15 protein-coding genes and 1 pseudogene are annotated in these 12,695 nt (G+C 38.2%); 10 read left to right on the top strand and 6 right to left on the bottom strand.

Features of this window, described 5'->3' with window-relative positions; genetic code table 11:
- Positions 1–315: 315 nt before the first annotated feature.
- Positions 316–744: a HEAT repeat domain-containing protein gene (locus tag CSV76_RS08750; RefSeq protein WP_099625312.1), complete on the bottom strand. Its 429-nt coding sequence runs from the start codon at positions 742–744 to the stop codon at positions 316–318.
- 318 nt (positions 745–1,062) lie between these two features.
- Here CSV76_RS08750 and CSV76_RS08745 point away from each other — a divergent pair.
- The 5 genes and pseudogenes from CSV76_RS08745 to CSV76_RS08725 all read left to right on the top strand — a co-directional run.
- A pseudogene (locus CSV76_RS08745) lies at positions 1,063–1,185 on the top strand (VOC family protein); the annotation flags it as partial.
- A 140-nt stretch (positions 1,186–1,325) separates the two neighbouring features.
- A complete protein-coding gene (locus CSV76_RS08740) occupies positions 1,326–1,736 on the top strand; it encodes an SRPBCC family protein (protein ID WP_099625311.1) in 411 nt (136 codons plus the stop codon).
- Between the two features lie 233 nt (positions 1,737–1,969).
- Positions 1,970–2,395, top strand: a complete 426-nt coding sequence (locus CSV76_RS08735) for a GyrI-like domain-containing protein (protein ID WP_085426313.1) — start codon at positions 1,970–1,972, stop codon at positions 2,393–2,395.
- Between the two features lie 83 nt (positions 2,396–2,478).
- Positions 2,479–2,898: a DUF1801 domain-containing protein gene (locus CSV76_RS08730; RefSeq protein ID WP_099625310.1), complete on the top strand. Its 420-nt coding sequence runs from the start codon at positions 2,479–2,481 to the stop codon at positions 2,896–2,898.
- An 81-nt stretch (positions 2,899–2,979) separates the two neighbouring features.
- Positions 2,980–3,927, top strand: coding sequence for an alpha/beta hydrolase family protein (locus CSV76_RS08725; protein ID WP_099625309.1), 948 nt, complete (start codon positions 2,980–2,982; stop codon positions 3,925–3,927).
- 64 nt (positions 3,928–3,991) lie between these two features.
- On the opposite strand, the gene CSV76_RS08720 is transcribed toward CSV76_RS08725, so the two are convergent.
- On the bottom strand, positions 3,992–4,651 hold the full coding sequence (locus CSV76_RS08720; protein WP_085426310.1) for a hypothetical protein: 660 nt from the start codon (positions 4,649–4,651) through the stop codon (positions 3,992–3,994).
- A gap of 41 nt (positions 4,652–4,692) precedes the next feature.
- Positions 4,693–6,168: a BCCT family transporter gene (locus CSV76_RS08715; RefSeq protein ID WP_085426309.1), complete on the bottom strand. Its 1,476-nt coding sequence runs from the start codon at positions 6,166–6,168 to the stop codon at positions 4,693–4,695.
- A gap of 565 nt (positions 6,169–6,733) precedes the next feature.
- On the opposite strand from CSV76_RS08715, the gene CSV76_RS08710 reads away from it, so the two are divergent.
- The 5 genes from CSV76_RS08710 to CSV76_RS08690 all read left to right on the top strand — a co-directional run bounded on the left by CSV76_RS08710 (position 6,734) and on the right by CSV76_RS08690 (position 10,007).
- Positions 6,734–7,042 (top strand): hypothetical protein, encoded by a 309-nt coding sequence (locus tag CSV76_RS08710; protein ID WP_099625308.1) that lies wholly within the window; start codon positions 6,734–6,736, stop codon positions 7,040–7,042.
- 165 nt (positions 7,043–7,207) lie between these two features.
- Positions 7,208–8,002: a conserved phage C-terminal domain-containing protein gene (locus CSV76_RS08705; RefSeq protein ID WP_099625307.1), complete on the top strand. Its 795-nt coding sequence runs from the start codon at positions 7,208–7,210 to the stop codon at positions 8,000–8,002.
- Positions 7,999–9,252, top strand: a complete 1,254-nt coding sequence (locus CSV76_RS08700; protein WP_099625306.1) for a replicative DNA helicase — start codon at positions 7,999–8,001, stop codon at positions 9,250–9,252. Before CSV76_RS08705 ends, CSV76_RS08700 begins: the two co-directional genes overlap by 4 nt.
- Before the next feature lie 17 nt (positions 9,253–9,269).
- Entirely contained in the window at positions 9,270–9,734 is a 465-nt protein-coding gene (locus CSV76_RS08695) for a hypothetical protein (RefSeq protein ID WP_099625305.1), read from the top strand.
- Between the two features lie 18 nt (positions 9,735–9,752).
- Entirely contained in the window at positions 9,753–10,007 is a 255-nt protein-coding gene (locus CSV76_RS08690; protein WP_099625304.1) for a hypothetical protein, read from the top strand.
- Between the two features lie 103 nt (positions 10,008–10,110).
- On the opposite strand, the gene CSV76_RS08685 is transcribed toward CSV76_RS08690, so the two are convergent.
- From CSV76_RS08685 to CSV76_RS08675, 3 genes are read right to left on the bottom strand one after another with little or no spacing between them, the layout of a single operon-like run.
- Positions 10,111–11,223: a GerAB/ArcD/ProY family transporter gene (locus CSV76_RS08685; protein WP_233204440.1), complete on the bottom strand. Its 1,113-nt coding sequence runs from the start codon at positions 11,221–11,223 to the stop codon at positions 10,111–10,113.
- Positions 11,224–11,258: 35 nt separating this feature from the next.
- Positions 11,259–11,492 carry a hypothetical protein gene (locus tag CSV76_RS08680; protein WP_099625302.1) on the bottom strand — a complete coding sequence of 78 codons (234 nt, stop codon included), beginning with the start codon at positions 11,490–11,492 and terminating at the stop codon, positions 11,259–11,261.
- Between the two features lie 6 nt (positions 11,493–11,498).
- Positions 11,499–12,686 (bottom strand): Ger(x)C family spore germination protein, encoded by a 1,188-nt coding sequence (locus tag CSV76_RS08675; RefSeq protein ID WP_099625327.1) that lies wholly within the window; start codon positions 12,684–12,686, stop codon positions 11,499–11,501.
- Positions 12,687–12,695: the final 9 nt, after the last annotated feature.

Here is a 12,695-nt window from a genome sequence, read left to right as displayed (position 1 = left end):
TCATCGATCTTCGCAGACCAGTATGCTTCTTTCTCTTTTCTTTTCAAATAAATACCTCCCAAAATGTGTTCTATGGGAGGAGTATCTCACGAATCTTCTTCTATTAATATGTGTTCACTATTTGACGCTTACCTATTACTATGGAATTAATCAATAATGAAAGTCGAACACCTATCCCGGTTAGACTGGCAGATTTGGCGACAAAGAGAAATAGAAGGCTGCTACGGGTGAAGGAATTTTGAAGTGGATGATTTTAATGTAAATGTGAAATAAAGAAAGCCATTTTCTCTGCTGAGAAAATGGCTTTCTTTCATATTACAGCTTCGCCCAACGTTGCTCTAACCAGTTCATAAATTCTGCACCTTTGTCGCCTTCATATGCATCAAAGACATCTATACGCATACGTTTTAATTTATCCGCAAAGTCTGCCACGGTATGATCTTTCGGCAAGCTTTTTTTTACGCGCAAGAAGATCTTGTCTGTGTTTTTGATAATGTCAAAACGTGCAGGCGCTGGCTTCTCTACATCCTCGCCAAACGCTGCTAGTGCTTCATACGCTGCTACTTGCACTTGGTGGACAGTGTCATGCTGCATGCGGTTTTTTAATAAATCTATGACTTTGTCATGTTTATAATCCGATAACGTTTTGACTGCTTCCAAACGATCTCGCCAGCTAGACGTATAATTGGCCTGTTTTTTTAATGCTTCATACTGCTCAGGTAATGTTGTTTCAAATTGTTTCAAGTCATTGCACCTCTTTTTTAAACTAAAGAATAAATAAATCTTCTTCTGTTACCTCATTATACGTTGTAAAGGCAAAAATAGCGATGAATCACTAGTACAGGTATATAGAGAAAGTGGTTCATTTGCAACAAAAGTTGAAAATGAATTCCACAAAGAATGTTCGTATTACTTAATGGTATATTGGGTAATATACTAGTTAGGTTATAAAAAATTCGATAGCAATAATAACTTATTTGACATAACAAGAAAGGAATGATCACCAATGAAAAAAGTGACGCCATTCTTAATGTTTCAAGAAGGCAACGCAGAAGAAGCAATGAAAAATTATTGATGAATGGACAAGAACTTATGCCGTTGGGGGACTATGGATTCAGTAAGAAGTTTGGTTGGCTAAATGACCAGTTTGGTGTTTCTTGGCAACTGGACTTACCGATGGGTTGAAAATAGTGTTAGCGGATGCGTAAGACTTACCTTTTGTACGAAATTACCGATAACTTCAAACTAAAAATTCAGATGGTTATTTGCGAGAATTTGAGTATGGAAGACGTATCGTCTATAAGAGAATATTGGAGGAATAGAAAATGGCAGACGTATCATTAGATTTTCAAATGACAAGTTCAGTTGAGCAAGTGTGGAAGGCATTAACAGATTCAAATATATTGAAAAAATGGATTTGGAAAAATGATTTTAAGCCAGTAATAGGAGAAGCCTTCCAATTTCGTTCAGAGCCAAATGAATGGTGGGATGGCATCGTGGATGGTGAGGTGCTCGAAGTAGAGGAGCCTTATATCCTCTCTTACAAGTGGGCAAGCGCAGGGGAAACCACTATAATTACATGGACATTAAAAGCAGAATCAGAAGTTGCTACACGAGTACATTTTGAACAAACCGGCTTCAGTGAACAAACAAAAGCAACAAAAGGAGCACTGAAAGGAGCTAAATATAGTTGGATGAATTTTGGTGAGCAACTCAAAAAAATGTTGGAACAATAACTACATTTAGCTGCAACTAAGTCTACAGGCACAATTAGTATAAAATAAGAGATATTAAACAGCTCACTAAAGGATACTCTTTACCAATTAGTGTGCTGTTTTTAAACTTAAGAAGTACTGGATCATAAGTTCATTCAAGATAAACATTTGTTGAAAAAAATAATAGTAGTTGTAACGTTTACTGTAATTTCAGAAGAAGATCATAATTAAGTAATGAGTAGGAAGTGAAGTCAATGGAAACACGAATAATATATATGGAATCATTCACAGTGAAAGGTTTTGAAATGAAAGGACCTATTTCGGAGATTCCGAAGTTGTGGGATCGATTAAACGAAGAACTGCAGAAATATCCAAATGTTAAACTGGCTGATGAATCCTTTGGCATTACCATAGCAATAGAGGATGGTTTCATTCATTATTTAGCAGGTATCAAAAAAGAGCACTGTATAGGGATACCCGACTTGCAAGAAATAGTGATTCCAAACGGCAAATTTATTGTAGCAGACGTATTGGACGGAATAGAGAGCATACCTTATGTATTTTCAGAACTGATAAATAAACCTGGGATACGGATTAGAGAAAGCTTTGGATTGGAACGTTATATTCATGCATTGGGGGCGGAAGCCTATACACTGGAAGTTCTGATGGCCATTGAATAATACATAATGTTACGGTGTTAGGGAAAGAATTTCTTCAACTTTAAACGAGTAACTAACATCTAGCATTTAAAGGAGTTTAGATGATGTACAAATTAAAAACTACAGAAACTGACAGCAGTGTTATAGAATTTATTGAAAACGTAGAACAACCTAAAAAACGCGAAGATGCATTTAGGTTATTAGATATATTTACAGATGCAACAGGTTATGAAGCTAAAATGTGGGGACCAAGTATTATAGGATTTGGCAAATATCATTACAAATATAAATCTGGACACGAAGGGGATGCACTGATTGTTGGCTTTTCACCACGAAAGGCTAAAATCAGCTTATATGTTACTCCGGGGGAAAAACATAGAAGTGCGTTATTGGAACGTTTCGGGAAACATACAACCGGAAAATCATGTGTGTATATAAATAAAGTAGACGATATTGATATAGAAGTATTGGTGGAATTAATTAAGCAAACTGTCATTTATCTGAAAGAAGCCTATCCAAGTTAAGAATAACGTTATGTCAGCGGTGCATACTATACGAAACTATTATAATTCGTATATTGATTGACCATTTAAGGAGGGAACAGAATGACGGATGAAATGATTGTGATCGGTGCCAAAACAAAGTATCCACTAAACGGAATTTTAGCCATTCCTGATGAATCGAATAAATTGATACCTGGAGTTGTATTGGTGCATGGCTCTGGTCCAAGCAATATGGATGAAAAAATCGGAAACATTTATCCTTTTAAGGATCTTGCTGATGGTTTGTCGAAACAGGGAATTGCCGTCCTACGATTTGATAAGAGAACATTCATCTACGGCAAAGAAATGAAAAAAGATAGTGCCCTATCTGTAAAAGAAGAAACGATCGAAGATGCAATTCTCGCCGCTAATTTTTTACGAGAAGATTCACGTATTGATGCAAACCAAATATTCATTATTGGTCATAGTTTAGGTGGAATGTTGGCCCCAAGAATTGATGCAGAAGGTGGTAAGTTTGCTGGGATTGTAATAATGGCTGGGTCCCCACGCAAATTGGAAGAAATCTTAATAGATCAAAATAATCAAGTATTACATTCACTTAATAAATTTTTGAAAGTAATTGCGAGTAAACAAATAGCAGCGTTATCGACAAAATTTGAGAACATCTATAATCTAAGCGATGAAGAAGCAAAAACAACTAAAGTTTTGGGGAAACATGTTAGAGCATACTATTTGAAAGAAATGGGTGAACATCCATCTGCTAAATATTTACTTGCATTAAATAAGCCTTTGTTCATTCTACAAGGAGAGAAAGACTTCCATGTTTCAGTGGATAATGATTTTAACGGTTATCAGGAAATTTTGGGAGATCATCCAAAGGTTAAGTATAAACTTTATCCCAATTTGAATCATGCGTTCATGCCATCTGTTTATGGTGAAATACGAAAAGCAAAGAAAGAGTATAACGTTGCACAGCATATTGATCAACAAGTGATTCAGGATATTTCCGACTGGATTCATTCAGTATCTAGATCCATTAATACAAATTAATGCACAACGTTTAGTAACGTTGTGCATTAGAAATAGGCAACTATTCCATTGTCATCTCAAATTACTAGTTCAATATACTTGGTACATAACTCCATTCTTCATTATCTATTAACTCACTCATTTCCACTTCTACATTGCCACCTAAAAAGACGTTTTCCCCTTTAATTGCGATGATCATCGCTTTAAAAGGCACACTATCATTTTTTTGATACACATCCCCGACTTTCGGTATATGCGTTTCCAGCAATTCGGCTTCTGTCTCATTTAATACGTGTTCATCCACTACATCTACCGCTGGATTTTGTAAGTCAATATCCGTTGCACCTTCCATAAGCCCAGGTACCATCACCCAATATTCATGATGTTTAATGCCATTAGATTTACTACTAACTATGCCATTTTTCTCAATCGATGAAACGAGTTCTATTGCATGAAGATGATGGAAATCGAGCAAATCAGGCTTTGGATTGATAACTAAAATGTAATCGCCAACTTTAGCTTTGACGTTTTTATCAAGTGTATAACGTTTTTTAAGGAAAACAAAACTATCCAAATGTCTTGGTTTATAATAATCAATGTTTTTCGCTGTAGCCAATTCTTGTTCATAATCTTCCAACCGAATGAGGTGAACCGACTTTTGAAGGAACGTTTTTATAGAATATACTTTGTGTAATTTATTTTTATAATAAACGAATTGACCTTTACGAACGTTTAATAGCTTCATCTATGATTCCGCCTCATCTAAAATATAGTCTATACTACCATTTACCGTGTTTTCTTGATTGTCTTGTAAAAAGACAGGAGCATCAAAATAAGAATAATGGAAAAAGGTAAACCAGCAATAATAAGCATGTTCTGAAATCCGCCAATCCCTCCGTAATACATGACAATGGCAGCCATCGATGAAAGTAGTAAACCCCAAATGATTTTCACTGAGTTGGATGGATTTAGCTGACCACCGGTACTGAACATACCAAGTACAAACGTGGCTGAATCGGCTGACGTAATAAAGAATATCGCAATGACGATGATCGTCAAGAATGAAAGTGCGGTTCCAAATGGATACTGCTGCAACATACCGAATGTCACCGTTTCTGTAGCTAATTCAGATAACTTGGCAATACCGTTTCGCTCTATATTCAATGCTGAACCACCAAAAACAGCAAAGAAGACCATGGTCACAAGTGTAGGGGCGATTAATACACCCGTAATAAATTGTTTGATGGTACGTCCTTTTGATACGCGAGCAATAAACATTCCAACAAATGGAGCCCAAGAGATCCACCATGCCCAATAAAAAATTGTCCAATCGTTAATCCAGGCTCGTTGTTCTGTGTTTTCTGGTTTTAACTCGAAGCTCATTTGAATAAAGTTGCTTATATAATTACCAATACCCGTTGTGAACATATTTAAAATATACATCGATGGACCAACTACAAATAGTGCGCATAATAGTATGATGGCAAGCCACATGTTAATTGAACTTAAGTATTTTATACCACTTCCAATACCTGACCAAGCAGATAGGATGAAAATGACAGTCGCAATCGCCAAAATAAGCAACTGAAACCAAAAAGTGTTGGGTGTATTAAATACATAGGTTAACCCACTATTAATTTGTGCTGAGCCAAATCCAAGTGTGGAGGCAACGCCGACAACGGTTGCGAAAATAGCGAGGGTATCAATTATTTGCCCGAATGGACCACGCATAGCCTTTTCTCCAAATAATGGTTCAAGTGTTGCGCTAATTAACCCAGGTGCACCGACACGAAATTTAAAATAAGCGAAGATCAGACCGACAACGGCATATAATCCCCAGCCATGAAAACCCCAGTGTAAGTATGTATATTGGATAGAATCCAAAATCGCCTGTTCTGATCCCGGCACAGCGTTTGGTGATTTAATGAAAGCATGTGAAATCGTTTCTGCTGTTGTAAAAAACATGAGCCCAATTCCCATACCTGCACTAAATAACATGGCAAACCATGCTGGTAAGCTGTAATCTGGTTGATCACTATCTTTTCCTAGTTTGATTTTACCAAAACGTGAGAACATCATATAAAAACAAAAGCTTATCATGGCAACAATGACGAGCATATAAAACCAACCAAAATGAGTATAAATAAAACTTGTCATAGATGCGGTTAATCCATTTAGATGTTCAGGGGCAATAGATCCCCAAAGTACAATTGCTATACATATGACTATGCTATACCAGAATACTTTTGTGATATTCAATATAATCCCCCATTTCCAACTGCAAATTAGTATGTGCAGTTTTATGTAATGTCATTCTTTATGTGAAATTCGAAGAGCATGTCTTGTAAACGGTGATGAAATGATCCATTGCATGATTCGAATGAGTTGTAGCTAAGTTTAAAAGAAGCATGAATGATACACGCTGCAAAGCACTCATTTAGCAGATTTTTGATTTGACGATATGGATGAATGATTAAAAACTGCAAATACTTCTATGCGTAACTAGGCACCCCCAATTACTTCCTCAGCGGCTATTCTTCTGCAGTAGAAAACTGAAATCGTTGGAAAATCATTACAACCATGTCTATCGATGATGATAGCTTAAAGCAGTCTGTTTTCAACGTATCTTAGTATAGCATTCATTGGAGTATCAATGGAACGATAACACGGCACGACACTTGTGGGTGAGATTGAGCACCCAATCAGTAAAGATCATAAACTGACCGCTTGTAGTAAAAGCGACCGGTTTATTTTTTGTGTATCCCTCTCTATAAATCTCGCTATATAACGTATGAAACGAGCAAGTTACATCGAGGGGGAATGGGATATGAGACAAACCGCTACTATGCACTATTTAAAAACGCCGAATTTATTAGTGGAACAAAACGCCTGGCATGAATACCTCGCATTGCAAGAAATTCATGCGTATGTTTACAGCTTGAAAAATGAACAAAATCAAGATTGCTGGATTTATAAAACGGCAAATGAATGGCAAGAGATGTTCCCATTCTGGTCGCTCAAGATGATCGAAAGCATTCTTTTGAATTTGGAAACCATCGGCTATTTGGACGTAATGACCGGCAGAGAAGGAAGTACATCGAAATATTATCGAATTAATTATGCGATATGTGTGTGAAGAAAAGCGATACGTTACAAGGGGTTGGAGTACATTACTTCAACTCATTTTTAAATTTCGTAAAATTAATTTTCAAAATGAGTATCCTTTCCTGAAAAACTTTCTATATGGAGTGTAAGGAGTGCGAAACGCGTACTCTTACAACAAATTTAGGGGGACCACCATATGAAATTATTAATTGAAGAAGAGACGATTCCGTTATTACCATCGCTTGTACACGAAGTGGGAATAAATGGCGCACTATTTTTACAGCAATTACACTTCCGTTCGCTTGTTTCCAAAAATAGTAAGGACGGTCATAAATGGGTCTATAAGACGTATGTGGACTGGACAAAAGAGTTTACGTTTTGGTCTACAAATACGATTCGCCGTATAATTTATGATTTGGAAAATAAGGGCTATCTCATTTCAACGGATCAACACAACCATATGAAAATTGATAAAACGAAATGGTATCGAATTGACTATACGTTATTTCCAAAAACTTCGTTCGGAATCGGGCAAATCGCTTGCTCAACACCGCCATCTGCACGTGTCGATGTTAAGCAAGTCCAGGTGTCGGAATTGGGCAAGCCAATAACTAAAGAACTTAAAGAACCTTTAATAATAAAGAATAAAAAGAGTGTCGAGATGAATCTCGACGTCCTCCATTCTGTTATTGAGTACTTAAATAACAAAACCGCAAAACAGTTCAAAACTGAAAACGTTACTACTCGAAAATGTATCAACGATCGATTGAGCGAGGGATATACACAAGAAGATTTCATACGTGTCATCGACCTCAAAACAAATCAGTGGTTGCATCTACCAGAATTCAACCAATACTTGCGGCCTGCGACGTTGTTTAGCGCAAGTAACTTCGAAAATTATGTGAACGAACAGACTTTGTCGAAGAAACCGAAAAGACGCCCGCTCGTTCCGCCAGTGCTAGATTTCACGAAAGGAGATGATCACGTATGATGAACGAACTAGTAGAAAAAAGTCTTCTCGGTACGATGATGCAAGAAAACTATCTAATACTCGACAGTGGAATCCAAGTAGCTTTCTTTGAGACACAGCTACACAGAAGTATTTATCTGTCCATGAAAGGATTGGCATTACAGGGACGCTCAGTCGACTTCATTACCATTCTGACGACACGTGAACCAGCAGAACTAGGTGGAGCAAATTATGTATCGGATTTACGTCGCTTTGCGAACCCGGATCGCTTTGACGAATACTTGGATATCGTGATTAACAAGTATAAGAAGATTGAAACGGAAAAGACTTTGCAGCGAGCGTTGGCCGAGCAGTGGGTGATTGGGAAGGTTCAGAATGCTTTAGACGAACTGGATAGTGATCATGCATCCGTGGAACTGGAGTTACTCGACAACTATCTTGCATCTCAATACGAACAACCATTCATCAAAGCACCGGACATGACAGGAATAAGTACGGGCTTACAGTCTATGGATTATGTACTGAACGGATTCCGAGATGGTGAATTCATTGTCATTGCGGCGAGACCATCGATGGGCAAGACGGACACACTCAATCATTTCGCACTTACTGCTGGATTGGCTAATCATTTGCTAATGATTTTCTCACTCGAAATGAGCCGTAAAACACTATCAGACCGACTCATTGCCTCAGTTGGTGGATACAGTCGTTTGAAAATGCGCGATCCGTATAAGTACTTTCCTGATTCACAAAAGAATAGCTGGATGAAGGCGCTAGAACTCCTGCAAAGTGCTATGATCCGAATCGACGACCGAAGCGGATTAAAAGTGAGCCAAATGAAAGCAGCAGCCCGTAAAATCATTAAAGCAAATCCAGAAAAGCGTCCGATCATCTTCGTCGACTACTTGCAGATCATCCGACCGGAAGAAACAGCGAACAATCAAAATCAAGCAATCGGTCAAATTAGCGCAGATCTAAAATCCATGGCGAAAGAATTTAACTGCCCGGTCGTCGTCTTGTCGCAGCTATCAAGAGCCGTCGAACAACGTCAAGACAAACACCCGATGATGAGCGACTTACGTGACTCAGGCAACATCGAACAAGATGCTGATGTCGTGTGCTTCCTTTACAGGGATGACTACTACGACCAGGACTCGGAAGTATCGAATCATCTGGATATTACCGTTGCCAAACACCGCAATGGCCCAGTCGGCAGCTTCACCGTCCACTACGACAAAGATACGGGTCGACTCAGAGACCTACAAGGTTAAAAAAGGAGAGGCTACACATGATCACAGTTGAAGAACTATTCGATTACGCGATCGATACCGATATGTCCCTAACCGCCCACAGCATCTTCTGGGCAATCAGCAATCAAAAAATCCGTATGGAGGAAGACAGCGAGAAATTGAAAGAAATCGAATTCGATCAGGAAGCGATTCAGCAATCGATGAAAGAAAACATATTGCGTATTGGAGACATCAAACTCTTTGTGGTGGAAAGTAAGCAACCGAATTGGTATGCGTTTTATCTTAGCAAGAAAGAGGCAGACGCTTATCGGTTACATAGCGAAACGTTTCGCGAGACCGGTGTGAAAGTCACACATGCCGACAGATTGATGCCGAATTTATTAACCTTTGTTGAATCAGGCGAAGAAGAAAGTTTGTATGAGTACCGAAAACGAGTGATGCAGTTTCCGGTGTACGTTGGTCATGTAGAAGCAGGGAAGCGCTTAGTGCAACGTATGTTATAAAGGAAAGGAGAGAGGGTTGTGGAAATAACAGATATGGTGTTGGTCCCAGTGATCGTCGGATTGGTGGATGCGTTAAAAGGCTATGGGCTGCCGAAGAAATTGTGTCCGGTTGTATCGATAGTACTTGGTGTAGCAAGCGGAGTCGTATATGTATTTCCAGAGGACTGGGCTAGTGGAGTATTGAGTGGAATTGTCATGGGATTATCTGCTGGCGGTTTGTATAGTGGGGGAAAGGCGGTAGTGGGAAGTAAGTCAATAAGAGATACTCTGTAGCTGATATGTACATTTTGATCTTTTTACATCAAAATCCAGCTCATCTTCACGTTAGCAAATGAGCTGGATTACTTGATGTACCATCAATTCCTAAGCGGATTCACTAAGGGCTATCGGGTTCCTTTTTCAATTTATTTTTTCGAAATGCGTATACGATAGCGAGCAAAAGAGGAAAGAACAGTCCAATAGTAATAGAGAAATATATTTCAGTCGATTGTTCCACTTCTTTTTGGTAGACGACGTTAGGATAGATCACAAGAGAGAGTATAATGGCCAACATGCCTAAGGGTAACGTTAAAGGGCGGTAGTCTTTCAAATTTAATAGTTGTGCAATGCCTAAAACAGAAGCATAAAAATAAAGAATCGTCTTAAAATAGAGGGCGATAAACCAAAGGAAACCCATCAATTCTTCAATGCGCTGTACAAAATCCCCAACATTAATTCGTTTGGCCAATTCATAGCTAGGATAAATCTGTCTAGCTGTATCATCGGCACCTACTACCGAAACACTTAAGAATGTAAAAATGAGGATGAAGATTCCACCTATTAAGTTTCCAAGTAGAAATGACTTTTTTGCTTGTTTCACTTTATTAATCAAAGCGGGGAAGATCATCAATAACACAATCGCGTTGACAGAGGAAGAGGTAATAAAATAGATGCTGGATTGAACGATCGTTTTGGTCCCTGCCTCAAATACAGGCTGTAAATTTTCAAACTTGATTTGAGGTGAAATAAACACCGCTAAAATGAGAAAAAGGACAAAAAATACGACAATAAAAATTTCTGCAGAACGAGCGATCGTTTCCAATCCAAGCCGGACGCCCATTACGACGATCCCCATCATTAGAATATTCAGGGCTACTACTGGAGTGTTAGGCATCATATTGGTCATTATAAATGTCGCCGAGTAATACAAAAGACTAGATGTGTAAAGAGTGGCCATGGATACGAATAGTACGGAAACAGCTTTTCCTATCCATTTACCAAATATCTTTTCATTGATTTGGATATAGGTTAGGTGTGGGAACCAAAGAGATATAGTTGTGAATAGCCATATGACTAATAAGCCGATTACTGTCCCCACGATTGCTGCAATCCAAGCATCTTGCTTCGCTTCAGTAGCTAAAACTGACGGGACAATTAAGATGCCTGTACCAACCGTAAAGAAAATAACCAAAATTAGAAATTGATATGGATTAATTTTTACGTTTTGCATTATTTCATATCCTACCTTTCCCTTTACTTAGATCTTTACTTCAGCAAAGGAGCCATCAGGTTAGTTAACAGTGTGAATAAAAAAGTGAGTAAGTCCAGTGGTGTTGGAATCGACTTTCCAAATCCAAGCACCATGCCTAATACAACTCCGATTGTAAGAAAAACAGAAAACGCAAGCAATTCTTTTTTTTGTTTTTTATCTAAGAGAGGGGGAACATCAAACCAGATAATGGCAGCTGCTATTAAGAGAATACCTATACTATTTATCATGATGAGTTAGTCCTTTATCTTTTTTAAGAAGGAATTATTTACTGTACCGATGCGACGAATTTTCATATCAATATGAACATTCACGGTTAAATCGGAAAACTTTTCATCCCAGTGCTCTTTCATCTCGTTCCATTCTTTCGGGTTGGATCTGTGAATAGCTTCACCAAATCCAAAAATGTCTGATTGATATTGTTTTTGTACTGACTCGATCGTTTGATGAATAATCTCTTTCACTTCTTCTTCATAAATTTTCTCTAGCTTGTCAATGGTTTCAGGTTCCATAATATCAATTGAACATAAAACCTCCCCTATATTGCCTTCCGCTTCAATTTTGATATCCACCTCAGGTTCACCTTTGTTTATAGAACCTACAATTTTAGAATGAAATCGAAAAATATCTATAATGATTTTTCCTTCTTTAGGACATGAAATAGAGGTTACGGTTTTTTTAACGGTGTTGGTGATATCTGAGTAGCCTCTGCTTTCTTCTTCATTTAACCAGCCGACTAGCTGATCTCCTTTAAACACAGCTAAATTATCATACTCAATTCGCGTAGATGGAGTAATCGATTCCACATTCTGTTTGCTAGTTCCTGTTTCTTTGTTACCTAATACTTGAATCCCTGTTAACACCGCTTCCTTTCCGTCACTTATCAGATTGGTTACTAGCTCATCTAATATAACGCCTTCTGTCCCGGCCCAGTTTTTTTCTGATGTTTTTAAGGAATTAAACATTTTATTAGCTGGGATGTTTTCTATAGGTGTAGTCACATTCAATACTTCAGTAGCCGTTATATCTTTCGTAACTACTACGTAGAAGTCCGATCGAAGCTCCCAATCCCTTGATAGCAATTCTAATGATTCGGCTATTCCTTCTTTAGCCAAGTCCTCATTGATGACTAGAATTTGTAGATGTCCCGGATACATTTTTCGTGGGTCGTTCTTTGTCATTTTTCGAATGGCTTCATATACAGTCTCCCCGGTTGCTGTATAGAGAGTGACTGCAGAACGTCCCGTACTTGCCTTCATGGATACTTCCGAAGGTACGACCACTTGTGCACTTATTACGTATTCATTTTCTATTTTATCGATTCCTATTGCCATTGCGATACCCAGCTCATTTAATTCCCTCCTGTCCCAGCACCCAGACAAGAAAAGAGTGAGAAACAGAAGAGTAACTATGCACCTTTTCATCATATACTC

The sequence above is a fragment of the Sporosarcina sp. P17b genome, assembly GCF_002743115.1.
Taxonomy (GTDB): domain Bacteria; phylum Bacillota; class Bacilli; order Bacillales_A; family Planococcaceae; genus Sporosarcina; species Sporosarcina ureae_C.
The sequence above is the reverse complement of the archived record's forward strand: the minus strand, read 5'-3'. Positions and strand labels throughout refer to the sequence as shown.

What these genes read in the sequence shown, in the direction of transcription:
- CSV76_RS08740 (WP_099625311.1), top strand. Translation starts at nt 1,326, where the DNA reads ATGGCAGACGTATCATTAGATTTTCAAATGACAAGTTCAGTTGAGCAA.
- CSV76_RS08735 (WP_085426313.1), top strand. Translation starts at nt 1,970, where the DNA reads ATGGAAACACGAATAATATATATGGAATCATTCACAGTGAAAGGTTTT.
- CSV76_RS08730 (WP_099625310.1), top strand. Translation starts at nt 2,479, where the DNA reads ATGTACAAATTAAAAACTACAGAAACTGACAGCAGTGTTATAGAATTT.
- CSV76_RS08725 (WP_099625309.1), top strand. Translation starts at nt 2,980, where the DNA reads ATGACGGATGAAATGATTGTGATCGGTGCCAAAACAAAGTATCCACTA.
- CSV76_RS08720 (WP_085426310.1), bottom strand. Translation starts at nt 4,651, where the DNA reads ATGAAGCTATTAAACGTTCGTAAAGGTCAATTCGTTTATTATAAAAAT.
- CSV76_RS08710 (WP_099625308.1), top strand. Translation starts at nt 6,734, where the DNA reads ATGAGACAAACCGCTACTATGCACTATTTAAAAACGCCGAATTTATTA.
- CSV76_RS08705 (WP_099625307.1), top strand. Translation starts at nt 7,208, where the DNA reads ATGAAATTATTAATTGAAGAAGAGACGATTCCGTTATTACCATCGCTT.
- CSV76_RS08700 (WP_099625306.1), top strand. Translation starts at nt 7,999, where the DNA reads ATGATGAACGAACTAGTAGAAAAAAGTCTTCTCGGTACGATGATGCAA.
- CSV76_RS08695 (WP_099625305.1), top strand. Translation starts at nt 9,270, where the DNA reads ATGATCACAGTTGAAGAACTATTCGATTACGCGATCGATACCGATATG.
- CSV76_RS08685 (WP_233204440.1), bottom strand. Translation starts at nt 11,223, where the DNA reads ATGCAAAACGTAAAAATTAATCCATATCAATTTCTAATTTTGGTTATT.
- CSV76_RS08680 (WP_099625302.1), bottom strand. Translation starts at nt 11,492, where the DNA reads ATGATAAATAGTATAGGTATTCTCTTAATAGCAGCTGCCATTATCTGG.
- CSV76_RS08675 (WP_099625327.1), bottom strand. Translation starts at nt 12,686, where the DNA reads ATGAAAAGGTGCATAGTTACTCTTCTGTTTCTCACTCTTTTCTTGTCT.